This window comes from Belnapia moabensis DSM 16746 (assembly GCF_000745835.1).
Classification (GTDB): domain Bacteria; phylum Pseudomonadota; class Alphaproteobacteria; order Acetobacterales; family Acetobacteraceae; genus Belnapia; species Belnapia moabensis.
Window position 1 is genome coordinate 15,713 of the sequence record NZ_JQKB01000047.1, and the last position, 26,223, is coordinate 41,935.

The window sequence follows — 26,223 nt, forward strand, 5'->3', positions numbered from 1 at the left end:
CCATGACCGAGCGCTGGCAGCCGAGCGAACGCTATCCGGACCCGTCGATCGTCGCCCTCGACCCTGCCTTCAAGAAGTATCACCTGGCCCTCTCGGCGGTGGAGCGGCTGTGGACCGGCTCGCGCTGGGGCGAGGGGCCGGTCTGGCTCGGCGACATGCGCTGCCTGCTGTGGTCGGATATCCCCAATAACCGCGTGCTGAAATGGGACGAGGCGACGGGACAGGTCTGCGACTGGCAGCGGCCCTCGAACAACGCCAACGGGCACACGCGCGACCGCGAGGGGCGCATCGTCGCCTGCGAGCATGCCGGGCGGCGCGTGGTGCGCTTCGAGCATGACGGCAGCACGACGGTGCTGGCCGACAGTTACCAGGGTAAGCGGCTGAACAGCCCGAACGACGTGGTGGTGAAGTCCGACGGCTCGATCTGGTTCACCGATCCGCCCTTTGGCACCTATGCCTTCTACGAGGGCATCAAGACCGAGGCGGAACTGCCGCATACCAATATCTACCGCGTCGATGGGAAGACAGGGGCGATCACCTGCGTCGCGGACGACATCGACCATCCGAATGGGCTGGCCTTCAGCCCGGATGAGAGCCTGCTCTATGTCGTCGAGAGCCGGGGCTCGCCGCGCAACATCCTCGCCTATGACGTGGCGGGCGACAGCTTACGCAACCGGCGGGTCTTCATCGCCTGCGGGATGGAGGAGACGCCGGACGGGTTCCGCGTCGATGTGGACGGCAATCTCTGGTGCGGCTGGGGGATGACGCCGGAGCTGGATGGCGTGCGGGTGTTCAACAGCGCGGGCGCGCCGATCGGGCATATCCACCTGCCGGAGCGCTGCGCCAATCTCTGCTTCGGCGGGCGGCACCGGAACCGCCTGTTCATGTCGGCGGCGCAGTCGCTCTTTGCGCTCTACGTCAATACGCAGGGGGTGGCGGGGGGCTAGACTCCCTCGCCTTCGGGCCAGCCGTCCCGGTCGCGCAGCATCTGGACCGGGACCTGGAGGCAGAGGCTCTGCGCCGGCAGGACGTCGCGCCAGTCGGCGATGAGCTTGCGGTAGGCCTCGCCGACCGGGCGGATGCGGCGGTCGAGGTCGTAGAGGCCGAGCGGGTTGACGCGGCCGTTGCGTTCGCGGAGCGCGGTGTCCCAATCCACCTGGTCGGTGAGCGAGAACCAGGTGAAGCCGACGATCGGCACGCCGTCATTGCGGACGCGGAGCACGTTGGCCCATTGCTTCCAGAGCCACTGCACCGCCTCGTCGCCGCGCGGGCCTTGCTGCAGGTTGGTCTCGGTGTGCATCACCGGCAGGCGGTAGCGGTCGTGGTACTGCCGGGTGATGGTGGCGTAGCCGAAGATCTCGCCCGAGGCGCGGGTGCTGCCATCGGCGGAGACCAGGTGCTCGTTGGTGACGTAGTAGTCGTTGCCCATGATGCACCAGCGCTTCAGCCGGTGGACCATGAAGAAGCGGTATTCCTCACGCGTCATGCCGTTGTCGAGGAGATAGGCGTACATCTCCGAATCGACGCGGCGGCCGTAGTTGAGGTCGAGGGTGAGGAAGCGCTCGGCATTCTTCACCTCGGCAGGGCCGATGGCGGCGGGGCTGTCGGCGTGGAAGTATTCCGAGGATTCGCTCTGGATGAAGATGGCGTCGGGGCGGACCTCGAGGATGGCCTCCATCGCCAGGACATTGGCGCGGACGATATGCTTGAGGGCGGTGACGAAGCCGCGGTCGGTGGTGAGCTGCTCGTTCCACCAGCCGTAGCGGGCGGAAAAGACCGCGGTGATGAACATCTCGTTCACCGGGGTGTAGAGCTGCACCCAGGGGAAGCGCTCGGCGAAGGCGCGCGCATAGGCGGCGAAGGCGGCGGGGAAGTCGGGGTTCTGGAAGTCGCCGAGCCAGTCGGGCAGGCCGAAATGGCAGAGATCGACGATGGGGACGATCTTCAGCCGGCGCATCTCTGGGAAGACGGCATCGGCGTAGTCCCAGTCGTAGCGGTCGGGCGCATAGAGCGCGCGATGGAGCGGCGGGCCAATGCGGAGGAAGCCGCAGCCGGTCTCGGCGACCAGGGCGAGGTCCTCGCGCCAGCGGGCGTAGTGGCCGCATTCCTCCATCTGGTCGCGTCGGACGCGGCCGCCCTCGATGGTCGGGTCGCTGTTCTCGATGCCGGTGGCGAACATGAAGTAGGTCACGGCCTTGGCAACGCGTGGCGGGGTGGTTGGTTCGGGCCGTAACGATCTGTTTCATCCGGCGGCGCGGGCACTCGACAATTGGCGCGGGCGGGGCTTTGGTCCGGGGCGAATCAGCCCAGGAGCGCGCCATGCCCGTCATCAACCGCATCGCAGACTACGCCGCCGAGATGACGGCCTGGCGGCGGGACTTCCATCAGCACCCCGAACTCGGCTTCGAGGAGCGGCGGACCAGCGAGATCGTGGCGGCGAAGCTGGCGGAATGGGGGATCGAGGTGCATCGGGGCCTCGCCACCACGGGCGTCGTCGGCGTGCTGCGCAATGGAGGCAGCGGGCGGAGCATCGGCCTGCGCGCCGACATGGACTGCCTCGCCATGGACGAGGGGAGCGGGGTGCCGCATGCCTCGACCATTCCGGGGCGGATGCATGCCTGCGGGCATGACGGGCATACGGCGACGCTGCTGGGCGCCGCCAAGTACCTCACGGAGACACGGAATTTCGACGGCACCGTCACCTTCATCTTCCAGCCGGCCGAGGAGGGCGGCGGCGGCGGGCGGGTGATGGTGGAGGAGGGGCTGTTCGATCGCTTCCCCTGCGATGCCGTCTATGGAATCCACAATGCGCCGGATCTGCCGCTTGGCGAGTGCTCGGCGGGGACGGGGCCGATCATGGCGGCGTCGGATACCATCCGCATCACCGTGCGGGGCTTGGGCGGGCATGCCGCGAAGCCGCATATCGCCATCGACCCGGTGATGGTGGGGGCGCAGATCGTCGTCGGGCTGCAGGCGCTGGTGGCGCGGCGGGTCGATCCGCTGCACAACGCCGTTGTCAGCGTCACGCAATTCCATGCGGGGAGCGCGATGAATGTCATCCCCGAGGTGGCGGAGCTGGGCGGCACGGTGCGGACGCTGCTGCCGGAGGTGCGGGACGACATGGAGCGGCTGATCCCGCTGGTGGCGCGGAACACCGCGGCGGCGCATGAGGCCGAGGCGGAGGTGACCTACATCCGCAAGTATCCGGCGACGGTGAACCATGCCGGGGAGAGCGACCGCGCGGCGCGGGCGGCGGCGCGGGTGCTGGGCGATGCCAGGGTGCATCGCAACCTGCCGCCGGTGATGGGCGGCGAGGACTTCTCCTTCATGCTGCTGGAGCGGCCGGGGGCCTTCCTGTTCATGGGGCAAAAGGGAGCCGAGCGCGGCGGAGTGCCGGTGCACCATCCGCGCTATGACTTCAACGACGACCTGCTGCCGATCGGGGCGAGCTACTTCGCCACGCTTGTGGAGCAGGAGTTGCCGCGGGGTTAGGCTTTCGGCTGCGGGCCGGCTTCGGGCGTCGTCGCCACGGAATGCTCGTTGGTGCGCTTGGCCTGCTTGGTGCGGGTCCATTGCCAGACGCCGAGTGCGGCGCCGACGATGAGCGTCATGGCGAAGAGCCAGACGACGAGGCTGTCGGAATCCATGCGGGTTCTCCGGGGCTTGCGGTACCCGGGCAGACGCGGCGGGCGGGGCGGCGGTTTCGCCGCTCCCGCCTGATATCACGCTTCCGTGCGGATAAGGCCGGGGACGAGGCTGTGGCGGTTGGCCTCGCGCAGGGCGGCCGCGGCGTCGTCGTAGAGGAAGGGCAGGGTGGCGTAGCGGGTGCCCTGCGTCACCGGCGTCGCCTCATGCAGCAGCGAGCAGGAGAAGACACAGGCGCCGCCCATCGGCGGGCGGTAGCGGCGCGGGCCGAATTCCGGGAACCACAGCTCGCCGCCCTCGAAGCCGTCATTGAGGTTGATGGTGACGGCGAAGCGGCGATGCGCGGTGCCCGCCGTGGTGTTGTCGCGGTGCGCGCGGAAATGCCCGCCCTCGGCAGCGTCGTAGCAGGCGACGATGTAGCGTTCGATCCGCGTGGCGCGGAACTGGAAGGCCTTCTGGATCTCCGGCACCAGGCGGCGCTGGATGCGGGCGCGGAGCTGGGCCTGGACCTGCGCGTCCTCGATCAGCAGGTCGCGGCGGACCTTGTGGTTGCGGTCGAGCCGGCCGACCGTGCGCGCCCCAACGGCCACCATGAAGCCGCTCTCCTCGCCGCCCTGGGCCTCGTAGAGGGCGATGAGGTGGCGGCAGAAATCGGGCTCCAGCACGCGGGGGAGGAGCAGGACGGGAGCGGGGGTCTCCTGGCCGGCATGCAGCGCGGGCGGCGGCAGGTGGGCGAGCCGGGCGAGAAGGGCGGGCAGCTCCGCCAGCGGGCCGCAGGCGATGACGCGCAGCAGGGGGTCGAGCAGGAAGGCGAGCGGGCGGTCGGCGGCGCCATAGGCGGCGGCGACCTCGCGGCCGGGATCGAGCATGGTGCGGAGGCCGGGGATGGCGTCGGGCAGCGCCTCGGCGAAGCCGGCGGCCGGGCTCAGCAGCATGGCGGTGGCGCGGCCGTCGTCCAGCAGCCCGGCGCGGCGGGCGGCGAGCAGCGCCTGGTAGGCCGCCTCCTGCTCCCCGGCGCCGGGGAAGGCCAGCACCACGTAGCGGCCGGCGATGGAGGCGAAGGCGAAGCGCGGGTTTCCGCTCTGCGCGGCATGGAACCAGGGCGCCGGGTCGCCAGGGAGGAGGCGGGGCGGGGCTGTCGCGGACATCCGGGGAGCATAGCGCATCCGAGCGCAAAATGAGCGTTACGGCCTCGCCACCTGGGCTTGCGGCGGGAAGGGCGCTACACAAGGGCCCGGACACCGAACAGTTGGAGACATACGGATGCGTCGTCGGGCCCTGCTTGTCACCATGGCGACGCTCGCTTGCCCCGCCGTCCTGCGGGCGCAGGGGCGGCAGGGGCCGCCGCATGAATGGGTCTTCGGCGCCTGGACGGGCGGGCTCTTCCCGCCGAACGATGCCGACACGCCCGCCTGCTTCGGCAGCCCGACGGTGGTCTTCACCAAGGACATCGTCATGCGCGCCAGCCTGCTCGACACGCCCTACCGGCAGCGGGTGATCGAGACGGTGGCCCTGCAGCCGAACGGCCTCGAATTCCGCTTCCTGCCGGCGGCGCCGACGGGCAGCGCCTTCGCCGGCCGCCTGCCGCCGGATATCGGCTTCGGCTGTGGCGGCAACCCGGACGTGCTGCGCATCGAGCGGCGCGGGCCGGACGAGATCGTCTTCACCGATTGCAGCGACTTCCCCGCGACGCTGCGGCGCTGCACGAGGCGGGGCTGATGCGCATCGCCCTGATCCATGCGCTGCGGCATTCGCCGCCGCCGATCGAGGCGGCCTTCCGGCGGGCCTGGCCGGAAGCCACGCTGATGAACCTGCTGGACGACAGCCTCTCGGCCGACCTGGCGCGGGCGGGGGCGCTGACGCCGGCGATGACGGAGCGCTTCCTCACCCTGTCGCGCTATGCGGCGGGGACGGGGGCGGATGCGATCCTCTTCACCTGCTCGGCCTTTGGTCCCTGCATCGAGGCGGTGGCGGCGGAGCGGGCGCCGATGCCGGTGCTGAAGCCGAACGAGGCGATGATCGAGGCGGCCGTCGCCGAGGCGCGGCGGGTCGCGGGTGGAAGGCGGCCGAGGATCGGGCTGCTGGCGAGCTTCCCGCTGACCTTGGAGACGATGCCGCCCGAGTTTCCCGGGGATGTCGAGGTGGTGACCTGCCTCGCCGAGGGGGCGCTCGCCGCGCTCGATGCGGGCGATGCCGAGGGGCATGACCGGCGGGCCGCCGAGGCGGCGAAGGCGCTGGCCGGTTGCGACGTGGTGGCGCTGGCGCAGTTCAGCCTGGCGCGGGCGGCGCCGCTGGTCGAGGCGGCGACGGGGCGGCCGGTCTTCACCACCCCCGACAGCGCGGTCGCCAAGCTGAGGCGGCTGCTGGCTGGCTGATGGCGGCGCGGGCCTGGGTGCGGCTGCCTTCCGGGCGGCGGCTCGACCTCCTTTCGCCGACGCCCTTCGACTGGACCGACGAGGACCTGGCGATCGGCCTGTCGCGGACCTTCCGCTGGGGCGGGCATTCGGTCTGGGCGGGGGCGCCGCTCTCGGTCGCGCAGCATTCGCTGGCGGTGCTGGCGTTGCGGCAGGGGAAGGCGCGGCTGAGCCCGGACCAGGCGCGGCGGGAGCTGCTGCACGATGCCGAGGAGGGGCTGCTCGGCTTCGATTGCATCTCGCCGCTGAAGCCCTTCCTCGGTGCCGGCTTCGCGGAATTGCAGGCGCGGCTGCAAGGGGTCGTCGCGCTGCGCTACGGGCTGCCCGCCTGGACCCCTGAGGAGAAACGCGTGCACAAGGCCTGCGACATTGCCCTCGCCGCGGCGGAGGCGGTGCATGTGGCGGGGTGGACGGCAGCCGAGGTGCGGGGGACGCTCGGCATCAAGGCGCGGGTGATGGCGGAGGACCCGCTGGCGGCCGCCTATGGCGGAGAGCCGTGGCGGCCCTGGGCGCCGGAGCTGGCGGCGGAGCGCTTCCTCACCGCGCTGGCGGGCCTGTGAGGGGCTTGCCGGCAAGCGCAACAATGCGACATCGGCGCGGCGCGCGGCACATCCTCGGTTGAAGGAGAGGATTGGGCGCGGCATGGTCGGGCGCCTGCCGGAAAGGATCGGAGTGAAGGCGCATAGCGAGGCCGGCCAATGAGCTTCGACCGCGGGACGGAGGCGCTCGACCTGGCCAGCGAGGCGCTGTTCCAGGCACTCGGCGACAACGCCTATGAGCTGGACCGCGAATTCCGCTTCCTGACCTTCAACGCGGGTTGCGTGGCCTATTACGGCCGGCCGGCCGAGGCGACGCTGGGGCGGCCGATCTGGGAGGTGCTGGACGGCGCGCGCGGCAGCTGGCTCGAGCCCTGGCTGCGCGAGGCGATGGCGACCCGGCGGCCGATGCGCGTCGAGCGCGAAGGCGTGGCCCGCCCGGACCGCTGGCTCGAGATCACCGCCTTCCCGACCGCCCGCGGCCTTGGCGTCGCCTTCCGCGACCGGACGGCGGAGCACCATGCAACCGAGGCGCTGCGGCAGAGCGAGGCGCGGCAGACCTTCCTGCTCGCGCTCGAGGAGCAACTGCGCGGCCTTGCCGATCCGGATGAGGCCATGGCCGCCGCGGCCGAGATGCTGGGCCGGCATCTCGACGCTGTGCGCGCCGGCTATGCCGAGGTGGATGCCGCGACCGGGATGCTGCGGGTGACCCGCGGCTGGACCGATGGGCGCATCCCGGTGCGCGCGGGAGAGCAGCGCCCGCTTGACGCCTTCGGCCCGGCCGCCGCGGCCGAGCTGCGCGCCGGGCGCGTGCTGGCGGTGGAGGACTGCCTCGCCGACCCGAGGACGACGGGTGAGGCGGTGGCGGCGACCTGGGCGGAGATCGGTGTCCGCGCGCTCCTGGTGGCGCCGCTGGTCAAGGCGGGGGCCCTCAACGGCTTCTTCTACGTCCATGAGATGGCGCCGCGGCGCTGGTCGGCGGCGGAGGCGGAACTCGTCCATGAGGTCGCCGAGCGTACCTGGGCGGCAGTCGAGTGGGCGCGGGCCGAGGCCGAACGGCGGGAGAGCGAGGCGCGGCTCGCCCTCGCCGCGGAGGCGGCCGGGCTCGGCATCTGGGACTGGGACCTGCTGACCAACCGCTTCGTCTATTCCCCGCGGGCCAAGGCGATCTGCGGCTTCGACCCGGCGCGGGAGCCGAGCTACGAGGACGTGTTGCGGGCGACGCATCCGGAGGATTTTCCCGAGACCTCGGCGGCGGCGCGGCGGGCCTTCGACCCGGCGCTGCGGGAGCGGCCGGTCTTCAACTATCGCGTGGTGCGGCCGGATGGCAGCCTGCGCCGCGTCATCGCGCATGGCCGGGCGCTGTTCGAGCGGATCGGCGGCGAGGAGCGGGCGGTGCGCTATGTCGGCACGCTGCAGGATGTCACCGAGGCCTGGGAGGCGGCGGAGGCCCTGCGCGAGAGCGAGGCGCGGCTGCGACTCGCGGTCGAGGCGGGGCAGATGGCGGTGTGGGAATACGACGTCGCCACCGACGAGGTCACGCGCTCGCCGGAGCTGAACCGGCTGCTCGGCTTCCCCGAGGATGCCACCCCCAGCATCGCCGAGATGCGGGCGCGCTACTGGCCGGGCGAGCAGGAGCGGCTGCAGGCGATCGGCCGGGCGGCGCTGGCCCGGGGCGAGCGGCATTTCGAGGCGGAGTACCGGTATCTCTGGCCCGATGGCTCGGTGCGCTGGCTGATGATGCGGGCGGAGATACGGTTCGGCACCGGGAAGGCACCAAGCAAGGTCGTCGGCGTGGTGCTCGATGTCAGCGCGCGTAAGGCGGCGGAGGAGCGCCAGGTCCTGCTGATGCGGGAGGTCGACCACCGGGCGAAGAATGCGCTCGCCGTGGTGCAGGCGGCGGTGCGGCTGACCCTGGCGCCGGACCTCGAGAGCTACCGGCGGGCGATCGCCGGGCGGGTCGCGGCGCTGGCGCGGGCGCAGACGCTGCTGGCGGAGGACCGCTGGTCCGGGGCGGAGTTGCGGGCGCTGGTCGAGGGGGAGCTGGCGGCCTTCGTCGGCGGGCGGCAGCGGGCGATGATCGAGGGGCCGTCGGTGGCGCTGCCGGCACGGGCGGCGCAGCCGTTGGCCATGGCGATCCACGAGCTGGCGACCAATGCGGTGAAATACGGGGCGTTCTCGGTGCCCTCGGGCTGCGTCGCGGTGCGCTGGTCGGTGGAGCGCGGCGTGCTGAGCCTATGCTGGGTGGAGACGGGCGGGCCGGCGGTCGCGGCGCCGCCGGCGCGGCGCGGATTCGGCTCGCGGGTGCTGGAGGGCACGGTGCGGGGGCAGTTGTCGGGGAAGGTGACGCTTGCCTGGGAGCCCGGCGGGCTCGTCTGCACGCTGGAGGTGCCGCTGCGGCGGGAGGAGGGGGCCGAGTCGGAGCCAGCCGGGGCGGAGATCGGCTAAGCGGCGGACGGCTGGGCGGAAAAGGGCTGGACTTTCCGGCGGTTGCGCAGGAATCTTCACGCTCCGTTCCAGGCACCTCCGGCAAGGACCTGCACGCCGATGATGGCGGGCTCCCATGTTGCGCTCGGCATGGCGGCCTGGATGGCTGCTGCGCCCCATCTCGGCCAGCCACCGCTGGCGCCGGGGGCGCTCGCGCTGGCGACGCTCGGCGGGCTGCTGCCGGATATCGATCATCCGAAATCCTGGGTGGGGCGGCGGGTGCGGCCGGTCTCCGACCTGCTGGCGGCGCTGCTCGGGCACCGGGGGGTGACGCATTCGCTGCTGGCGGTGCTGGCCTGCGGCTGGCTGCTGAAGCGGGGCGAGGTGCCGGCCGACTATGCCGGGCCGCTGGTGATCGGCTATCTCAGCCATCTCGGGGCGGATCTGCTGACGCCGGGCGGGTTGCGGCTGGGCTGGCCGCTGAAGGGGACCTGGGCCTTGCCGCTGGTGCGGACGGGCTCGGCCTTCGAGCCGCTGGTGGTGGCGGCGCTGATCGCCGCGGCCTGGCTGAGCCTGCCGCACCGGCCGGACCCGCGGGCGCTGGCGGAGCGCTGGGGGCTCTGCATCGCCTGCGAGGCGCTGCCCCTGCCGCCGCCGCCGCCACCCATGCCGCCCCGGCGCCGCGTGGCGTGACATCGACGGGGATGGCGGGGAGGGACGGAGCGCCGCCAGAATGCCGGCATGACAACGCTCCTCGCCGATATCGGCGGCACCAATGCCCGCTTCGCCCTGTCCGAGGGTGAGGTTCCCACTGACCCGGCCAGCCTGGCGCTCGACGGCTTCCCCGGCATCGTCGAGGCGATCGCGCATTTTCTCGGCGGCGCGGCGCCGCCGGAAGCCGCGGTGCTGGCCGTTGCCGGCCCGGTCGTGCGGAACAGCGTGCGGTTGACCAACCGGGACTGGGTGGTGGATGGGGCGGCGATCGGGCGGGTGCTCGGCATCGGGCATGTGCGGGTGGTGAACGACTTCGCGGCCCAGTCCTGGGCGCTGCCGGACCTCACGGGGGCCGACCTGCATCCGCTGGGCGGCGGGGCGGCGGAGGCGGGGGCGCCGCTCGCCGTGCTGGGGCCGGGGACGGGGCTCGGCATCGGGGCCTTCCTGCCGCCGGGGCAGGCGCTGGTGACGGAGGGCGGGCATGCGAGCATCGCCACCCACGATCCGCGCGAGGCGGCGGTGGTGGAGTGGCTGCGCGGGCGGCATGGGCATGTCTCGGCGGAGCGGGTGCTGTCGGGGCAGGGGCTCGAGAACCTGCATGCCGGGCTGGCGGCGGTGGACGGGGTGACGGTCGAGTCGCTGGAGGCGGCGGAGATCACCCGCCGGGCGCTGGCGGGCGAGGATGCGCGCTGCGCCGAGGTGCTCGACATGTTCTGCGCCATGCTGGGGAGCGTGGCGGGGGATCTGGCGCTGCTCTACGGGGCGAAGGGCGGGGTCTATGTGGCGGGGGGGATCTGCCCGCGCTTCCCCGACTACCTGGCGGCATCACGGTTCCGGGCGCGGTTCGAGGCGAAGGGGCGGTTCCAGGAATGGCTGGCGGCGGTACCGGCCTGGCTGGTGATGCGGCCCGATCCGGCGATGCTCGGCCTGGCGGCGATCGCGCGCGGCTGAGCGAAATGACTTGCGGGGCGGCGGTGGCGATGCTTGCATCATGCAAGTTGGAGGAGCGCCGAGCCCATGGGCCGCACGGATTTCACCCAGATGCGCTGCCCGGTGGCGCGCGCCATGGCGGTGCTCGGCGAGCGCTGGGCCATGCTGGTGCTGCGGGAATGCTTCTACGGCACGCGGCGCTTCGACGAGTTCGAGCGCAATCTCGGCATCGCGCCCAACATCCTCTCGGCCCGGCTGCGTGATCTCACCGCGCATGGGCTGATCGAGCGGGTGCCGGCGGCGGGGCGGCACGAGTACCGGCTGACCGGGAAGGGGCGGGATGTCTTCCCCGTCTTCCTGGCGCTGAAGGGCTGGGCGGATCGCTGGATGACGGGGCCGGAGGGGCCGCCAGTGGTGCTGGAGGAGCGGGGGACGGGGGCGCCGGTGCGGAGCCCGCCGGTGCTCGCCTCGACGGGCGAGGCGTTGCGGCCGGAGGATATCCGCGTGCTGGCGGGGCCAGGGGCGAGCGAGGCGCTGCGGGCGCGGTTCGGGGCGCTGGTCGATGGCTGACGGCACGGCGGCGCTCGCGGCGCCTTCCTCGCGCGAATTGCTGCGGCGGGTCTGGGTGCTCGCGGCGCCGACCACGGCGGTCGCCGCGCTGCAATCGGCGGCGCAGCTGGTGGAGCCCTGGCTCGCCGCAAGGCAAGGGACGACGGCGCTGGCCGGCTGGGCGGTGGTGCTGCCCTTCGCCCTGCTGATGCAGCAGATGTCGACGGGGGCGATGGGGGGCGGCGTCGTCTCCGCCATTGCCCGGGCGCTGGGGGCGGGCAGGCGCGAGGAGGCTTCGACACTCGTCGTGCATGCCATGGTGATCGCGCTCGGCTTCGGGCTGGCCTTTGCAGTGGCGCTGGCGGGGTTTCCGCGGGCGATCCTCGGGGTGATCGGCGGGGCGGAGGCGGCGGAGGCGGCCGCCGCTTATTGCGCCTGGCTGTTCGGGGCGGGGGCGGTGCCGGCCTGGATGGCGAATACCCTCGCCTCCGTGCTGCGCGGCGGCGGGCGGCATGCGCTGGCCTCGCGGGTGCTGCTGCTGGCCTGGGTGGCTTATCCGGTGCTGGCCTGGCTGCTGATGGAGCGGGCCGGGTTCGGGCTGGCGGGGGCGGGGATGGCCTTCGCCCTCAGCATGGCCGCCGCCTCGGTCGGGATGGCGGTGGTGGTGGTGCGCGGCGGGGCGGGCTTCGTGCCGCAGCTCAGGGTGCGGCTGCAGGGGGCGCTGTTCGGGCGCATCCTCTCGGTCGGGCTGGTGGCCTGCGCGATGGCGACGGTCGCCAATCTGGCGACGATCCTGGTGACGGCGCGGGTGGCGTCTTACGGGGCGGTGGCCGTCGCGGCCTATGGCGTGTCGGCGCGAATCGAATTCCTGATGGTGCCGCTGGCCTTCGGCGTCGGCTCGGCGCTGACGGCGCTGGTCGGGCGCGCGGTGGGGGCGGGGGACTGGGCGACGGCGCGGCGCACCGCATGGGCGGGGGCGGCGATGGCGCTGGCGGTGACGCTGGTGGTCGGCGTCTTCGTCGCGGTGGCGCCGGGCTTCACCGCCTCGGCCTTCAGCGACGATCCGGCGGTGGTGGAGATCGCCACGCAGGCGCTGGCGGTGATCGGCTTCGCGCTGCCGGGCTTCGGCGTCGGGATGGCGCTCTACTTCGCCAGCATGGGGGCGGGGCGGATGGCGGGGCCGGTGGTGGCGGCGCTGTCCCGCATCGGCTTGGCGGTCGGGGGCGGGGGGGTGCTGGGGGACTGGCTGGGCTATGGGTTGCAGGGGCAGTTCGTCGCCGTCGCGCTCGGGATCAGCGCCTATGGGCTGATCACGGCGCTGTCGGTGCGACCGGGGGTGTGGGCTGCACGGTGATCAACCGCGCTGCACCCAGGGCGTGCGCTGCCAGAGGCCGCGGTAGTCGGCTTCCTCGCGGCGGAGGCGTGTGAACCAGGCCTCGCCGGGTTCGTAGGCCGGTTCGGTGAAGCGGCTTTCCAGGGCGCCGGTGAATTCCGGGTCGCGGGCGATGTCCTCCGTCGCCTCGCGCAGCCGGGCGAGGATGGCGGGCGGCGTGCCGGCCGGGACCACGAGGCCGCGCTCGGAGGCCATGGTGACGGGGTAGCCGAGCTCCTTCAGCGTCGGCACGTCCGGGCCGAAGCGGCTGCGGCTGGCGGCGGCCTGGGCGAGGATGCGGAAGCCCTGCGGCGCGGCGGTGACGGCGCCGAGGTTGAGGCCCATCAGGTCCACCTGCTTGCCGAGCACCGCGGTGCGGAGCTGCGGGTCGCCCTGGAAGGAGACATGGGTGAGGCGGATGCCGGCGGCCTGCTGCAAAAGGACGAGTTGCAGGTGGTCGTCGGTGCCGATTCCCGGCGAGGCGTAGGTGATGCTGTCGGGCGCCGCCTTCGCGCGCGCGATCACGTCCTGCAAGCTCTTGTAGGGGCCGTCGGCATGGGCGGTGATGGCGCTCGGGTCCGTCACCAGGTTGGCGATGGGGGCGAAGTCGTCGAGGCGGAACTGCGCCTGGCGCTCGATGGGGATGGTGAGCAGACCGGGGTAGTTGGTGGTGCCGATGGTGTGGCCGTCGGGCCTGGCGCGGGCGACGGCGCCGAGCGCCAGCTCGCCGCCGGCGCCGGGCCGGTTGGTGATGACGACGGTGCCGCCGAGCCGCCGCTCCAGCGCGCGGCCGTAGCTGCGGGCGTCGAGGTCGGTGCCACCGCCGGCGGTGAAGCCGACGACGATCTCGATCGGGCGGTCCGGGTAGCGCGTGGTCTGGGCGAGTGCGGGGGTTGCCAGCGTCGCGGCGAGGAGCGTGCGGCGGGTGGTGCTCATGTGCCCTTGCCCTCGTTGCTGTCGCGCCAGGCGATGAGGCGGCGGAGGCCCTCGCGCATGTCCACCTCGGGCGACCAGCCGATCGTCGCCTTCGCCTTCTCATGCGCGATGCGGAAGGCGCCGCCGGAGGTGAGGCGGACCTTGCCCGGCTCGTTGCCGATGAACTCCGGCGCCGGGCCGCCGCCGAGCAGCTCCGTCACCATCTGGACCAGCTCCAGCGTCGTGGTCGGTGCGGGGCCGGAGGTGTTGACCGCCACATCCGTCGCCGCGCTCTCGAAAGCCATGCGGTTGGCCCGCGCCAGGTCGCCGACATAGACGAAGTGCTTCGTCTCCGAGCCGTCGCCGAAGACCTGCGGCGCCTCGCCGCGCTTCAGCCTGTCGATGGTCTCGATGATGTAGAGGGCATTGGCGGCGCGGTAGTGCTGGCGCTCGCCATAGACCGTGCTGTAGCGCAGCACGACGTAGTCCTGGCCCCATTTGCGGTGGGCGTCGCGGCAGAGCTGCTCGCCGATGATCTTGCTGGCGCCGTAGAGGATGGCGGCAGGCGGGGCGCCGGCGGAGTGGAAGGGCGTGTCCTCCACGAGGTCGCCGGCGACGCCGGGGCCGTAGCCATAGGTGGCGTTGGAGGAGGCGAAGACGACCTTGCGCACCCGGTTGGCGCGGCAGGCTTCCAGCATGTTCTGCACGCCGCGGATGTTGACGTCGAGCCCGCCCCAGGGGTCGCGGTCCATCGAGAGCGTCATGTAGGCGGCGAGGTGGAGGACGCCAGCCAGGCCCTCCGTCGCGCGCAGCAGGTCGGCCAGGCGCATCACGTCGCCGCGGACCAGCTTCAGGCGCGGGTGGTCCTTGAGGTGGGCGATGGCGGCGTCGGAGCCGAAGGCGAAATTGTCGAGCAGCACGACCTCGGCGGCGCCGTGGTCGAGCAACTCGCCGGCGGTGGCGGAGCCGACCAGGCTCGCCCCGCCGATGATGGCGAAGCGGTTGCCGACGATGGGGACCGAGGCCATGCGTTTCTCTCCCGATAATCCTTGGATGCTATCCAAGCGCGATGCGCGTTGCAGGCCAAGCGGTTGTTGTGTCCCCGGCCCGGGGTTCGACCCGTGCCGAGTCCCGCGTTAGAAGGCGCCCAAAACCGGATGAGGAAGACCATGTCAGCCATCACACGTCGTACCGCGCTCGGGGCCAGCCTCGGCGCCATCGCCTTCGCCCGCCGTGCCGCGGCCCAGGGCGCCTGGCCCAGCCGGCCGGTGCGGATCATCGTGCCCTTCAGTGCCGCCGGCACCACGGATATCGTCGCCCGCCTCCTGGTGGAGCCGCTGAGCGCCCGGCTCGGCCAGTCCGTCGTGGTCGAGAACCGACCCGGCGCGGGCGGCAATATCGGTGCCGAGGCGGTGGCGAAGGCGACCGACAACCACACGCTGCTGATGACGACGATCGGGACGGCGGCCATCAACTACGGTCTGTATCGCACCACCATGCCGTACAAGCCGGAGGATCTCGTCGCGGTCTCGAACATCGCGGCAGTGCCGAACGTCATCATCGCGGCGCCTGGAGTGCCGGTGAAGACCCTGCAGGAGGCGGTGGCGCTGGCAAAGCAGCGGCGCGACGGGCTGACCATCGCCAGCTCGGGCAACGGCACCAGCCTGCACCTCACCGGTGAGCTGTGGAAGCAGGTGGCGGGCATCAACCTGGTGCATGTGCCCTTCCGCGGCTCGGGCCCGATGCTGACCGAGGTGATCGCCGGGCGGGTCGATCTGGCGGTGGACAACCTGCCCTCCTCGCTCGGGCATATCCGCGATGGGCGGGTGCGGGCGCTGGCGGTGACGACGCCGGAGCGCAGCCCTGCCGTGCCTGACGTGCCGACGACGCGTGAGGCGGGCTATCCCGGGCTCGACGCGACGGCCTGGTTCGGCATCCAGGCCCCGGCGCGCATGCCGGCGGAGGTCGTGCAGCGGCTGTCGCAGGAGTTGCAGGCGATCGTGAAGGAGCCTGCGGTGCGGGCGAAGATCGAGGAGCAGGGCGCGCAGCCGGTGGGCGACACGCCGGAGCATTTTGCCGGCTTCATCCAGGGCGAGATCGCCCGCTGGGGCGAGGTGATCCGCAAGGGCAACATCCAGCTCGACTAGGCGGGGCGGCGTGGGTTCCCTTACCCTTCCTGGAGGGAAGGGAACCACGCCGATGAAGATCGACCATGTCTCGCTGACGCTCTTCGCCTGGGAGGGCATTCCGCCGACCAAGTACCATGCGGCGAGCCGGCTGGATTCGGGCAGCTCGGCGCTCGGCCTGCTGCGGATCGGGACGGATGCGGGAATCACGGGCCATGCCTTCCTCGGCTCGGCCACGCATACGGCGGCGAATGACGGGCCGGGGCTGATCCGCTACCTGAAGCCGCTGCTGATGGGGCAGGACCCGATGGACCGGGAGCGGCTGAACGCGGCGCTCTGGCCCTGGTCGCGGCTGATCTCGGTGCGCTCCATCGGCGCGGTCGATGTGGCGCTCTGGGACATCGCGGGGAAGGCGGCGGGGATGCCGGTCCATCGGCTGCTCGGCACCACGCGGCATTCCATCCCGGCCTATGCCAGCTCGGCGATCCTGCCGAGCATGGAGGCGTATGCCGAGGAGGCGGTGCGCTTCCGCGAGGCGAACTGGGCGGCCTACAAGATCCATCCGCCACAGCGGCCGCGTGAGGACATCGCCGTCTGCCAGGCGGTGCGGCGGGCGGTCGGCGACGAGTACACGCTGATGCTCGACAGCACCTGGGCCTATGATTTCCCGGCGGCGATGCGCGTCGGGCGGGCGATCGAGGAACTCGGCTTCCTCTGGTACGAGGACCCGCTGCACGACCAGGACATCACCAGCTACGTGAAGCTGCGGCAGAAGCTCGATATCCCCATCGTGGCGACCGAGTATCCGGCGGCGGGGCTGGAGAGCTACGCGCCCTGGATCATGATGCAGGCCACCGACTACCTGCGCGGCGACGTGGCGGTGAAGGGCGGCATCACCACGCTGGTGAAGACGGCGCATCTCGCCGAGGCCTTCCGCATGAATTACGAGGTGCACCATGGCGGCAACTCGCTGAACAACGTCGCCAACCTGCATGTCTGCTGCGCCATCCGCAACACCAGCTTCTTCGAGGTGCTGCTGCCGGACGGGGCGCACAAGTATGGGTTGGCGGAGGACATCACGGTCGGGCCGGACGGCATGGTGCATGCGCCGCAGGGGCCGGGTCTCGGGGCCGCCATCGACTTTGAATTGATCGAGCGGAAGCGGATCGCGGTGCTGGAGTAAGGGGCCGCTCATTGTAGAAGCGGCGCCATCGACAACGGATTCGAGGACGCCGGGCATGACCGATATCGTACAAGGGATTTCGCGCCGCGGCGCATTGGCGGGGGCGATTGGCCTCGGCCTCGCCACGCCGGCCATCGCGCAGGGCGGCTATCCGAACAAGCCGATCACCGTGGTGGTGGGCTTCCCGCCAGGCGGGCAGACGGATTTCGCGGCGCGCATCCTGCAGCCGGGGCTGTCCAACGCACTTGGGCAGAGCGTCGTCATCGACAACCGCGGCGGCGCCGGCGGCAATCTCGGCACGGAGACGGTGCTGCGGTCGCGGCCGGACGGCTATACGCTGCTCGCGGGCAATGCCAACCCGCTGACCATCAACCCGCATACCTTCCAGGGGATGACGATCGACCCGCTGCGGCTGACGCCTGTCGGGCTGATGCTGCAAAGCTCGCTCATCCTCTGCGTGCATCCCTCCGTGCCGGCGAAGACGCCGCAGGAATTCGCCGCCTGGGCGAAGACGCAGCCGAATGGCGTCGATTATGGCTCGGCGAGCGCGGGCAGCCTCTCCCACGTCGCGATGGAGATGCTGAAGAACCGTATCGGCAACCCACCGATGGAGCACATCCCCTATCGCGGCAGCGGGCCGGCGATGCAGGACTTCATCGCCGGGCGCTTCAGCATCATGTGCGACGCTTCCTCGGTGGTGGCGCCCTTCCTGCGGGCGGGGCAGATCCGCGGGATGCTCTCGACCGGGGCGGCGCGCATCCCGGCTTTCCCGGATATTCCGGTCGCGGCGGAGGCGGGGCTGCCCGACTATGTCTTCAACGCCTGGATCGGGCTGTTTGGCCCGCCGGGGATGCCGGCCGAGATCGTGCAGCGGCTGAATGCGGCGCTGAATCAGGCGGTGCAGGATGCGGCGATCCGCGAGAAGATCACCAGCCAGGGCGACGAGCCGGGCGGCGGCACGGCCGAGTCGCTGGGCGAGACCATGCGGCGCGACCATGCGCGGTGGGGTGAGGTGGTGCGGGCCAACAATATCCGGGCCGACGGTTGACCCATGTGAGAGGGGCGCTGCCCCTCTCATGCTCTCCCCGCCAAAGGCCGAAGGGCCTTTGGAAACCTTGAGTTTTTACTCGCCCTCTTTCGCCAGGGCGTCCAAGGCCGCGGTGAAGCCGCGGAAGGAGACGGGGATGGAGGCGTCGCCGCCGGCGGCGTCCTTCCATTCCAGCCGGCCGGCGGCCTCGGCGGGGCGGGCGCGCAGGCGGCGCAGCACCGCCTCGTCGCGCAGCTCCAGCTCGGCGAAGCAGCCGCGCGGCATGCAGTTGCGGAAGGCGACCGTCAGCGGCGCCTCGGCCGGGCGGTTCGGGATGTCGAGCACCAGCTTCGCCGGCTGACCGACCTGCAGGTTCACCGGAACCTGCGCCACCAGCCGCAGCGGCTCACCTTTCGCGGTGCGGCCGATGGCGAGCACGGCCACCGGCTGCTGGCGCTGGTCCTGCGTCGTCTGCGCCATCTCGCAGAGCCGGGCGGCGGGTGTGGTGCCGCTGGCAGCGCGCGTCTCGCAGCGGACCACCCAGTCGGCGAAAACGGCCATGGTGCGGTCGGGGCTGCTCTCGCCGGCGGGTGCGGGGTTGGGCGCCGCCTGGGCCGGCGGGGCTGCCGGGCGCTGGGCGGTCTGGGCCTGGCCGATGGTCGGGGCGGAGGCGGCGAGCATCGCCGTTGCAGCCAGAGCCTTGAACGTCACGCGCATGTATTCCTCGGCACCCTGTTGGCCGGATGCCTGTAACCCGCGCCGGGGTCTTCACACAACCTTGAGCTGACGGTTCAGAGCCCGTGTTGCGGTTCGGGCACGGGGCGGCGGACGATGCCGCCCCATTCCTGCATGATGTCGCCGCCGGCCAGCGTCTCCGGCGCGCGGCCGGGGTCCTGCACCAGCACATCCGGGCGGAGCATGCGGATCAGGTCGAGCGCCGTCTCCACGCCGTAGCGGATGACGAGGTCGACGCTGTTGCGCTCGGCCAGCGCCGACGCCGCCGGGTCGCCATCGGCGATGCCGACGACCAGCCGGTCGCACCAGTCCTGCGCGCGGTCGAGCAGGTGTGGTTCGGCCGCCGCGGTGCTGGCGGCGAGGAAGCCGACGCGGTGGCCGGCGCGGCGCCAGCCCTCGACGCGCTCGGCGGCCTGGCCGCGGGTGACGAGCTTGCGGGCGGCGAGGCGGCCGGGGGTGAGGACTTCGAGGAATTCGTCCTCGCGCACCACGCCGATGCCGGACTTACCCATGGCGATGCCGGCGGCGAGCGCGGCGAGGCGGGCGACCACCGGCAGCGGCAGGCCGACCGCGAGGCCGGTGGCGGCGACGGAGATCACCGCGTCGCCGGCGCCGGCCGGGTCGACCAGCTCCGCCACATCGGCGGGCAGGTGCTGCGGCACCGCATCCTCGCCGACGAGCATGACGCCCGCCGGGCCACGGACGACGAGCACGGCGCCGAAGCCGTGGGCCGTACGGAGCGCCGTGGCGGCGGCGGCGATCTCCACATCGGTGCCAGTGGGCAGGCCGGTGGCGGCGGCGAGCTCGGCGCAATCGGGGATGATGAGGTCGGCGCCGGCGAAGCGGCCCGGGTCGCCGCCGCGCGGATCGACCACCACCTTGCGCCCGGCGGTGCGGGCGGCGGCGATCAGCCGTGTCGCGGTGGTGCCGGCGAGCACGCCCTTGCGGTAGTCGGAGAGCACCATGACCGTGGTCGCCGCCACCGCATCAGCGGCGATGCGCACGAGGCGGTCGGCGAGGCGGGGATGGATGGGCGCCGCCTCCTCATGGTCGGCGCGGAGCAGTTGCTGGCCGCTGGCGACGAAGCGCGTCTTCACCGTGGTGGCGCGGCCGCCCTGGACCAAGAGCCAGGGCTCGACGCCCGGCTGGCCGCCGATCAGCCCGGTGAGGTCGCTGCCCGCCTGGTCGTCGCCGACGATGGAGACGAAGGCGACGGCGGCGCCGAGGGCTGTCAGATTCCGTACAACGTTGCCGGCGCCGCCGGGCAGCGCGACTTCCCGCTCCACCGCGAGGACGGGGATGGGGGCTTCGGGGCTGATGCGCTCGACGCGGCCATAGACGTAGCGGTCGAGCATCGCGTCGCCGACGACGAGGACGGTGCCGCGCTTCAGCTGCCGCACCGCCTCCAGCAGATCGGCCGGGATGGCGCCGGAAGGGCTCGGGCGGGGTTCGGGCGCGGGGCCGTGCATCCCACTGCGGTAGCCCAAGCCAGGGCTCACGCGCAAGGCGAGAGGTGCCAAATCTTGTAATGGGTGAGGCATCCCTCCGTCATGTGGAGAGGAAGCGCAGGCGGTGGCCCTCCAGCACCACGCAGCTCAGCGTGCCGCCGAAGCAGGCTCCGGTGTCGATGCCGATGCGGTGCGGGCGCACCACGGGCATCTCGCTCGGGGTGTGGCCGTGGACGACGACCAGCGGCAGGTCGCCGTCGAAGGAGAGGAAGGGCTCCCGTATCCAGACCAGGTCGAAGGGGTCCTGCCGCTCGGTCGGGATGCCGGGGCGAACGCCGGCATGGACGAAGAGGTAGTCGCCGGCGGCGTATTGCAGCGGGCAGTTGCGCAGCAGGTCGAGATCCTCCGGCAGGACGGCGGCAGGGGCCTCGGGATCCTCCGGGTCGGCGCCGTAGCTGGCGAGTGTCGCGGCGCCGCCATTGTCGAGCCAGAAGGGCAGCGCGCCGGGGTGGGCCTCCGGGTCGCAGGCGTCGAGCATCATCACCTCGTGGTTGCCCAGGAGGTTCACCACCTCGACCTCGGCGAGGGCCTCGCCCAGCAGCGGCGCCGGGTCGAGCAGGCGGCGCAGCACGGCGGCGCTGTCCGGGCCGCGGTCGATGTAGTCGCCGAGATGGACGAGGGTGATGCGCTCCGCCGGGCGGGCGGCGGCGTCCTCGGCGATTAGGGCATGCATGGCGGCGAGGCGGTCGGCGCAGCCATGCACATCGCCCACGGCATAGATACGCCAGCCCGGCGGCAGGGCGCCGGGGGCGAGCTGGCCTGGCCAGGGCGAGGACCAGGGAGCAGCGGTGGGGCGCGCCGATCTCGGGGCGGCGCTTAGGGCATCGTTCACCATCCGGCGCGACTTTAGAGGATGACGCGCCGTACCGCACCGCGCCAGGACAGCGCATGATCGTGACCGGACCCCGCCTCGCCGGCTTTCCCGCACCCCCGCCGGCCTCCCCGCCGATGGCGGGGCTGCTGCCCCTGCTTCGCCAGGCCCTGCCTGGGGCGGAGGGCCGTGTTGCCTTGCTTTTGAGCCCGGCCGGGCGGCTGGCCGGGCCGCCGGCGCGGCGGCGGCTGGCGCGGGCCTTGTTGCAGGACGCGGCCGAGACGGGCGGTGGCGCGGTCTATGACACGACGGCCGGGGAGCTGCTGCTGCTCGGCGCCATGCCGGCGGCGGCGCAGCGGGCGGCGGCGGCGCTGGCGCGGCTGGCCGGGCCGGAGGTGCCGCCGGCGACCATCTGGGCCCTGCCGAGGGATGCCGCCGCGCTGCTCGCCTGGGCCGCCGCGGCGCAGCTCGCCGGACCGGAGGCGGTGGCGCCGCCGCCGGTCGAGGGCTTGGCGGGGCTGGAGGGGCGGCTCGATTCGCTGCCGGCCGATACCGTGCTGCGGCACCGGCATGTGATCCGCCCGGGCTCGGCGGTGCCGGGGCGGGGGCGGCGGCTGCGGCTGTCGCGGCCGGCGCTCGCCGCGGTGCTGGGGCCGCTGGCGGCGGATGCCGATTTGATGGCGCATGCGGCGGATCGGCTGGCACGGCGTCTGCTGCCTGGCCTCGCCACCTGGGCGCGCGACCTGCCGGGCCGACGGCTGCTGCCGCTGCCATCGGGGGGGCTGCCGCCGCCGGCCGTGGCTCCGGGGCTGTTCGGCGTGCTGCCGCTTTCCGCCGCGGCCTGGCCGGGCTTGGCCGCGCAGCGGGAGGCGCTGGCGGCGCGGGGCTGGGGGCTGGCGCTCGAGGGGCTGGATGCGGAGGGACTTGGGCTGCTCGCCCCGGCCGGGTTGCCGGCGGATCTGCTGCTGCTGCGCTGGTCGCCGGCGCTGGAGGAGCGGGCGGCGCTCGCCGCGCTGCGTGGCCTGCCCGGGGAGCGGCTGGTGGTGACGGGCTGCGATGGGACGGCCGCGCTGGATTGGGCGGCGCGGCTCGGGGCGATGGCGACCGGGCCGGCGGCGGAGGCGGCATCAGCATGACGACGGCGGAACCTTCCCTTGCTCCGCTGCGGCCCTTCGCCGGGCCGCGTGGGGCCGATGCGCTGGCCCTCGCCCATTTCCTGCGCGAGGCGGTGGCGGCCGGCACGGTGCGGGAGGCGCTGCATCTCCGCCTCGGCACCCTGACCGAGGGGATGCGGCGGACCCATCACCACCGGCTGGTGCGGGATGCGCTGGCGCCACTGATGCGGCCGACCAGGGCACGTGTCTTCGAGCTGCCGAATGGCGATGTCGTCGCCATCGCGCCGCCGGAGGGGCGCCACCTGGGCGAGGTGCAGGAGGCGCTCGGCATCCTCTTCGCCGCCGAGGGGCCGATGCCTTTCACCCGGCGGCGGCTGCCGGAGGCGGCGGCGCTGCTGGCCGCGGTGGAGGAGAGCCTGACGTCGAGCCCGGCCGCTCCACGCTGGCCGGTGCCGGAGGAGGAGCGGCCGCCGATCTCGGCCGCCGACCTCGTCGCGTTGGAGCGGGGGCTCGGCCATGCCAGCCTGGCCCGCTTCCTGGTGCGGCGGCCGGTCTGTCGCCTGGCGCCCGGCGAATCGGGGCCGGAGACGGAGTGGGAGGACTGGTCGCTCGATTGGACGGAACTCTGCGCCACACTGCTGCCGGGGGCGGACACGGCGCTGGCCCCGGCGCTGTTCCGCCGGCTGCGGCGGCTGGCCGACCGGCGGCTGCTGAGCGAGCTGGCGCGGCCGGAGGATGCCAGGCGGCTCGGACGGGCCGGGCTGTCGCTGGCGCCGGAGACGGTGGCGGAGGCAGAATTCCTCCGCCTCGACGCGGCGCTGGGGCCGGAGCGGCGGGGGCGGATGACCGTCTGCTTCGCCGCGGGGGATGCGCTGGCAAATCCGGCGGGCTTCGCCTTCGCGCGGGACTTCTGCCGGCTGCGGGGGTGGCGGGTGGCGCTCGACCTCGCGGCGCCGGCCTTGCTGTCGGGGCTGCCGCTGGCGGGGCTGCAGGTGGATCTGCTGCGGCTGCGGTGGTCGGCGGCGTTGCCGGGCTTCGCCGCGGCGCTGCCGGAGGACCGCGCCGCGGTGGTGCTGGCGGGGGCGGACCGGGCGGCGGCGATCGGCTGGGGCTGGGAGGCGGGCATCACCTTGTTCGAAGGGCGGTTGCTGCGGCCGCGGGGGTGACGCATATGGCGGGCGCATGGAAACGCCCGCTATCCTCGCCGAGGCGCTGAGCAAGCGCTACGCGCCCGATGCGCCGCCGGCGGTCGATGCCCTTTCCTTCTCGATGCCGCGCGGGGCGACCTGGGGGCTGCTCGGCGGCAATGGGGCGGGCAAGACGACGACCATCGCCATGCTGCTCGGCCTGCTGGTGCCGAGCGGGGGACGAATCAGCGTGCTCGGGCATGACATGGCGCGGGACCGGTTCTCGGCGCTGGCGCGGATGAATTTCTCCTCGCCCTACATCGCCTTGCCGGCGCGGCTGAGCGTGGCGGAGAACCTGCGGGTCTATGCGCATCTCTACGACGTGCCGGAGGCGGAGCGGCGGATCGGCGAGTTGGCGGCGCAATTGCAGCTCACCGGGTTGCTGGACCGGCCGGCGGGGGAGCTTTCGGCCGGGCAGAAGACGCGGGTGGCGCTGGCGAAGTCGCTGGTCAACCGGCCGGAGCTGCTGCTGCTGGATGAGCCGACCGCGAGCCTCGACCCGGATACGGGGGATTGGGTGCGGAGCTGGCTGGAGCGGTATCGCACGGAGACCGGCTGCTCCATCCTGCTCGCCAGCCACAACATGGCAGAGGTCGAGCGGCTCTGCGGTCATGTGCTGATGCTGAAGCAAGGGCGGGTGGTCGACAGCGGCAGCCCGGCGGAGCTGCTCGGCAAGTATGGGCGGGAGGATCTGGAGCAGGTCTTCCTCGACATCGCCCGTGGGCGGCAGCGGGTGCCGGCGTGAATCGGGCTGCCTTCCGCCGGGTCTGGGGGATCATCTACCGGCATCTCGCGCTCTACCGGCGGTCCTGGCCGCGCGTCCTGGAGCTGATGTACTGGCCAGTGCTGCAGATGGTGGTGTGGGGGTTCGTCACCTCCTATCTCGCGGGCGTGCAGGGGAATACCGCCAGCGTCGCCGCGGGCGTGCTGCTCGGCGGTGTGCTGCTGTGGGAGGTGGCGCTCAGGAGCCAGATGGGCTTCTCGCTCTCCTTCCTCGAGGAGATCTGGTCGCGCAACCTGGGCCATGTCTTCGTCAGCCCGCTTCGGCCGCGCGAGCTCGTGGCGGCGCTGATGGGGATGAGCATCATCCGCGTCCTGGTCGGCGTGCTGCCGGCGATGCTGCTGGCCTGGCTGCTCTACTCCTTCGGCATCCTGACGATGGGGCCGGTGGTCGTCGGCTTCTTCGCGGCGCTGCTGGTGATGGGCTGGGCGGTGGCGCTCGGCGTCACCGCGCTGATCCTGCGCTATGGGGCGGGGGCGGAGGCGCTGGCCTGGTCGATCCTGTTCGGGCTGACGCCTTTTTCCGCAGTGTTCTATCCCGTCGCCATCCTGCCCGGCTGGTTGCAGCCGGTGGCACTCGCCCTGCCCTCGGCGCATGTCTTCGAGGGGATGCGGGCGGCGCTGCGCGACGGGACGGTGGAGACGGGGCACCTGCTGGCGGCCTTCGCGCTCGATGCCCTGTGGCTGGCGCTGATGGGGTACGTCTTCCTCCGCCAATTCGAATCGGCGCGGGTGCGGGGCGCGCTGCTCAATATCGGGGAATAGCGGCGCGATGCCGGAGACACGCTTCCACCTCATTCGCCATGCGCTGGTCGAGCCCAAGGCGCGGACGTTGTTCTACGGCGCGATGGATGTGCCGCTCTGCGACCTGGCGCTGAAGCAGGATGCCTCGCTGTTCCGCTGGCTGGCGGCGCGGCTGCCGCGGCCCGCGGTGTGGGTGACCTCCAACCTGGCGCGGACGCGGGCGACGGCGGCGGCGGTCTTCGCGGCGGGCTATCCGGAACAGGACATGGCGACGGAGCCGGGGCTGGCCGAGCAGCATCTCGGCGAGTGGCAGGGGCTGCCGCATGAGGCGCTGGCGGCGAAGCTGCGGCACCCGGCACATCCCTTCTGGCCGCATGCGGCGGAGGAGGAGCCGCCGGGGGGCGAGAGCTTCGCCACCGTCACCGCCCGCGTCGGCGAGGTGCTGGACCGGCTGGCGGGGGCACATGCGGGTGAGGATGTGGTGGTGGTCGCGCATGGCGGCTCGATCCGGGCGGCGATCGCCCATGCGCTGGGGCTGACGGGACACCAGGCGTTGGCCTTCTCCATCCGCAACCTCGGGGTGACGCGGATGGAGCGGCATGGCGGGGACTGGCGCGTCTCCGCCGTCAACGAGGAACCCTGGGTGATGCCGGAGTTCGTATAGGCTCCGGCTACAGGATTTTCACCCACTGCGTCAGGTGATCGAGGAAGACATCCTTGTCCATGCCGTTCAGGACGATGGTGTTGTCGCCGATGGTGATCTTCGTCACCCCATGGTCGCCGCTGACATAGGGCGCCAGGTCCTTCGGCGTCATGATGCCGGAGCCGTTGATGTCCTGGGCGAACATCAGCTTGTCTCCGGTCGAGAAGTCGGTGATCCGGTCGTAGCCGAAATCGTCGCCGAAGTAGAAGAAGTCGTGGCCGTCGCCGCCGGACATGACATCGTTGCCGGCACCGCCCGAGAGGACGTCGTCGCCTGTGTCGCCGATCAAGGTGTCGTTGCCATCGCCGCCGTTCAGCAAGTCGTCATCCTTGCCGCCGATGAGGGAGTCGTTGCCGGCGCCGCCGTAGAGGTCGTCGTCTCCCTTGCTGCCGTCGAGCGTGTCAGCGCCGGCGCCGCCGTTGAGGAGGTCGTTGCCGTCGTCGCCGGCGAGGAAGTCCTGCCCACCGCCACCCCAGATTTCGTCGTCCCCCTTGCCGCCGGCTCTGTTGCACAAATGAGCTGACGGTTAGGGTTCCCCTTTCCCCGGACAGCCTCATCCTACGGCTTCGGTGACGGGTATTCCGAGCGCGGTGAAGCCGTTCAAGACGGCCACACGAACCTGGAACTCGGCGACCTGGCGGTCGAAGTCTCTTGCCGTCAGGCGTTGGCCCAAGAGTTTGATGCAGTGCATTTTGGTCTCTGCGCGGCTTCGGCGGTGATAGCCGCTCCATCGTCGCCAGATAGTCCGACCAAAGCGCCGCGATGCACGGAGGGCTTCATTTCGTGCGATCGCCCCGGCGCC

At 72.2% G+C, this 26,223-nt stretch carries 27 protein-coding genes and 1 pseudogene; 18 read left to right on the plus strand and 10 right to left on the minus strand.

The features are described 5' to 3' along the window. Positions 1–2: 2 nt before the first annotated feature. The gene (locus tag EP26_RS21415) at positions 3–947 is read left to right on the plus strand and encodes an SMP-30/gluconolactonase/LRE family protein (protein WP_043341744.1); all 945 of its coding nucleotides are present in this window, start codon (positions 3–5) and stop codon (positions 945–947) included. On the opposite strand, the gene EP26_RS21420 is transcribed toward EP26_RS21415, so the two are convergent. After that, the gene (locus tag EP26_RS21420; protein WP_211259502.1) at positions 944–2,191 is read right to left on the minus strand and encodes a family 1 glycosylhydrolase; all 1,248 of its coding nucleotides are present in this window, start codon (positions 2,189–2,191) and stop codon (positions 944–946) included. The two genes, EP26_RS21415 and EP26_RS21420, sit on opposite strands and share 4 nt — an antisense overlap. 128 nt (positions 2,192–2,319) lie before the next feature. Here EP26_RS21420 and EP26_RS21425 point away from each other — a divergent pair, with 128 nt between their 5' ends. After that, a complete protein-coding gene (locus tag EP26_RS21425) occupies positions 2,320–3,492 on the plus strand; it encodes a M20 aminoacylase family protein (protein WP_043341699.1) in 1,173 nt (390 codons plus the stop codon). Here the strand turns inward: EP26_RS21425 and EP26_RS35080 are convergent. Beyond that, complete coding sequence (locus tag EP26_RS35080; protein ID WP_157033660.1) at positions 3,489–3,647, minus strand: hypothetical protein; 159 nt, start codon at positions 3,645–3,647, stop codon at positions 3,489–3,491. The two genes, EP26_RS21425 and EP26_RS35080, sit on opposite strands and share 4 nt — an antisense overlap. A gap of 75 nt (positions 3,648–3,722) precedes the next feature. After that, positions 3,723–4,793 (minus strand): 2OG-Fe(II) oxygenase, encoded by a 1,071-nt coding sequence (locus EP26_RS21430; RefSeq protein WP_043341701.1) that lies wholly within the window; start codon positions 4,791–4,793, stop codon positions 3,723–3,725. Positions 4,794–4,908: 115 nt separating this feature from the next. Between EP26_RS21430 and EP26_RS21435 the strand changes: the two genes are divergently transcribed. From EP26_RS21435 to EP26_RS21470, 8 genes are all read left to right on the plus strand, one after another. Then, positions 4,909–5,364 carry a hypothetical protein gene (locus tag EP26_RS21435; RefSeq protein WP_052389475.1) on the plus strand — a complete coding sequence of 152 codons (456 nt, stop codon included), beginning with the start codon at positions 4,909–4,911 and terminating at the stop codon, positions 5,362–5,364. Then, the gene (locus EP26_RS21440; protein ID WP_342669123.1) at positions 5,316–6,020 is read left to right on the plus strand and encodes an arylsulfatase; all 705 of its coding nucleotides are present in this window, start codon (positions 5,316–5,318) and stop codon (positions 6,018–6,020) included. The genes EP26_RS21435 and EP26_RS21440 overlap by 49 nt, the downstream gene beginning before the upstream one ends. After that, complete coding sequence (locus EP26_RS21445; RefSeq protein WP_043341705.1) at positions 6,020–6,619, plus strand: phosphohydrolase; 600 nt, start codon at positions 6,020–6,022, stop codon at positions 6,617–6,619. Before EP26_RS21440 ends, EP26_RS21445 begins: the two co-directional genes overlap by 1 nt. A 138-nt stretch (positions 6,620–6,757) precedes the next feature. Continuing rightward, a complete protein-coding gene (locus tag EP26_RS32225; RefSeq protein ID WP_052389476.1) occupies positions 6,758–9,043 on the plus strand; it encodes an HWE histidine kinase domain-containing protein in 2,286 nt (761 codons plus the stop codon). A gap of 99 nt (positions 9,044–9,142) precedes the next feature. Next, the gene (locus EP26_RS21455) at positions 9,143–9,715 is read left to right on the plus strand and encodes a metal-dependent hydrolase (RefSeq protein ID WP_052389477.1); all 573 of its coding nucleotides are present in this window, start codon (positions 9,143–9,145) and stop codon (positions 9,713–9,715) included. 48 nt (positions 9,716–9,763) lie between these two features. After that, positions 9,764–10,687: a glucokinase gene (gene glk / locus EP26_RS21460; RefSeq protein ID WP_043341707.1), complete on the plus strand. Its 924-nt coding sequence runs from the start codon at positions 9,764–9,766 to the stop codon at positions 10,685–10,687. A 66-nt stretch (positions 10,688–10,753) separates the two neighbouring features. Then, positions 10,754–11,236, plus strand: a complete 483-nt coding sequence (locus tag EP26_RS21465) for a winged helix-turn-helix transcriptional regulator (RefSeq protein ID WP_043341709.1) — start codon at positions 10,754–10,756, stop codon at positions 11,234–11,236. Beyond that, positions 11,229–12,569 carry an MATE family efflux transporter gene (locus EP26_RS21470; RefSeq protein WP_043341711.1) on the plus strand — a complete coding sequence of 447 codons (1,341 nt, stop codon included), beginning with the start codon at positions 11,229–11,231 and terminating at the stop codon, positions 12,567–12,569. The genes EP26_RS21465 and EP26_RS21470 overlap by 8 nt, the downstream gene beginning before the upstream one ends. On the opposite strand, the gene EP26_RS21475 is transcribed toward EP26_RS21470, so the two are convergent. Beyond that, positions 12,570–13,523, minus strand: a complete 954-nt coding sequence (locus EP26_RS21475; RefSeq protein WP_043341713.1) for a tripartite tricarboxylate transporter substrate binding protein — start codon at positions 13,521–13,523, stop codon at positions 12,570–12,572. Continuing rightward, positions 13,520–14,530 carry an NAD-dependent epimerase/dehydratase family protein gene (locus EP26_RS21480; protein ID WP_043341714.1) on the minus strand — a complete coding sequence of 337 codons (1,011 nt, stop codon included), beginning with the start codon at positions 14,528–14,530 and terminating at the stop codon, positions 13,520–13,522. Before EP26_RS21480 ends, EP26_RS21475 begins: the two co-directional genes overlap by 4 nt. A gap of 141 nt (positions 14,531–14,671) precedes the next feature. Between EP26_RS21480 and EP26_RS21485 the strand changes: the two genes are divergently transcribed. From EP26_RS21485 to EP26_RS21495, 3 genes are read left to right on the plus strand one after another with little or no spacing between them, the layout of a single operon-like run. Then, the gene (locus tag EP26_RS21485) at positions 14,672–15,649 is read left to right on the plus strand and encodes a Bug family tripartite tricarboxylate transporter substrate binding protein (RefSeq protein WP_043341716.1); all 978 of its coding nucleotides are present in this window, start codon (positions 14,672–14,674) and stop codon (positions 15,647–15,649) included. A gap of 52 nt (positions 15,650–15,701) precedes the next feature. Next, on the plus strand, positions 15,702–16,811 hold the full coding sequence (locus EP26_RS21490; protein WP_043341719.1) for an enolase C-terminal domain-like protein: 1,110 nt from the start codon (positions 15,702–15,704) through the stop codon (positions 16,809–16,811). Between the two features lie 55 nt (positions 16,812–16,866). Then, complete coding sequence (locus tag EP26_RS21495; RefSeq protein ID WP_043341722.1) at positions 16,867–17,859, plus strand: Bug family tripartite tricarboxylate transporter substrate binding protein; 993 nt, start codon at positions 16,867–16,869, stop codon at positions 17,857–17,859. A 75-nt stretch (positions 17,860–17,934) separates the two neighbouring features. Here EP26_RS21495 and EP26_RS21500 read toward each other — a convergent pair whose 3' ends face one another. From EP26_RS21500 to EP26_RS21510, 3 genes are all read right to left on the minus strand, one after another. Continuing rightward, complete coding sequence (locus tag EP26_RS21500) at positions 17,935–18,549, minus strand: invasion associated locus B family protein (RefSeq protein ID WP_169747442.1); 615 nt, start codon at positions 18,547–18,549, stop codon at positions 17,935–17,937. Between the two features lie 80 nt (positions 18,550–18,629). Then, a complete protein-coding gene (locus tag EP26_RS21505) occupies positions 18,630–20,042 on the minus strand; it encodes a bifunctional heptose 7-phosphate kinase/heptose 1-phosphate adenyltransferase (protein WP_052389478.1) in 1,413 nt (470 codons plus the stop codon). Positions 20,043–20,121: 79 nt separating this feature from the next. Continuing rightward, complete coding sequence (locus tag EP26_RS21510) at positions 20,122–20,916, minus strand: metallophosphoesterase family protein (protein ID WP_084112731.1); 795 nt, start codon at positions 20,914–20,916, stop codon at positions 20,122–20,124. Positions 20,917–20,975: 59 nt separating this feature from the next. Between EP26_RS21510 and EP26_RS21515 the strand changes: the two genes are divergently transcribed. The 5 genes from EP26_RS21515 to EP26_RS21535 are packed head-to-tail and all read left to right on the plus strand — an operon-like array spanning position 20,976 to position 25,382. Then, the gene (locus tag EP26_RS21515) at positions 20,976–22,028 is read left to right on the plus strand and encodes a hypothetical protein (protein WP_157033661.1); all 1,053 of its coding nucleotides are present in this window, start codon (positions 20,976–20,978) and stop codon (positions 22,026–22,028) included. Continuing rightward, a complete protein-coding gene (locus EP26_RS32230) occupies positions 22,025–23,173 on the plus strand; it encodes a hypothetical protein (RefSeq protein ID WP_157033662.1) in 1,149 nt (382 codons plus the stop codon). Before EP26_RS21515 ends, EP26_RS32230 begins: the two co-directional genes overlap by 4 nt. Before the next feature lie 16 nt (positions 23,174–23,189). After that, positions 23,190–23,939, plus strand: a complete 750-nt coding sequence (locus tag EP26_RS21525) for an ABC transporter ATP-binding protein (RefSeq protein ID WP_043341729.1) — start codon at positions 23,190–23,192, stop codon at positions 23,937–23,939. Continuing rightward, positions 23,936–24,739 carry an ABC transporter permease gene (locus EP26_RS21530; protein WP_043341731.1) on the plus strand — a complete coding sequence of 268 codons (804 nt, stop codon included), beginning with the start codon at positions 23,936–23,938 and terminating at the stop codon, positions 24,737–24,739. Before EP26_RS21525 ends, EP26_RS21530 begins: the two co-directional genes overlap by 4 nt. Positions 24,740–24,746: 7 nt before the next feature. Beyond that, on the plus strand, positions 24,747–25,382 hold the full coding sequence (locus EP26_RS21535; protein WP_052389480.1) for a histidine phosphatase family protein: 636 nt from the start codon (positions 24,747–24,749) through the stop codon (positions 25,380–25,382). Positions 25,383–25,389: 7 nt separating this feature from the next. Here EP26_RS21535 and EP26_RS21540 read toward each other — a convergent pair whose 3' ends face one another. Together EP26_RS21540 and EP26_RS33375 are read right to left on the minus strand one after the other, a co-directional pair. Beyond that, positions 25,390–25,935: a calcium-binding protein gene (locus EP26_RS21540; protein ID WP_052389481.1), complete on the minus strand. Its 546-nt coding sequence runs from the start codon at positions 25,933–25,935 to the stop codon at positions 25,390–25,392. A 39-nt stretch (positions 25,936–25,974) separates the two neighbouring features. Continuing rightward, a pseudogene (locus tag EP26_RS33375) lies at positions 25,975–26,223 on the minus strand (IS5/IS1182 family transposase); the annotation flags it as partial.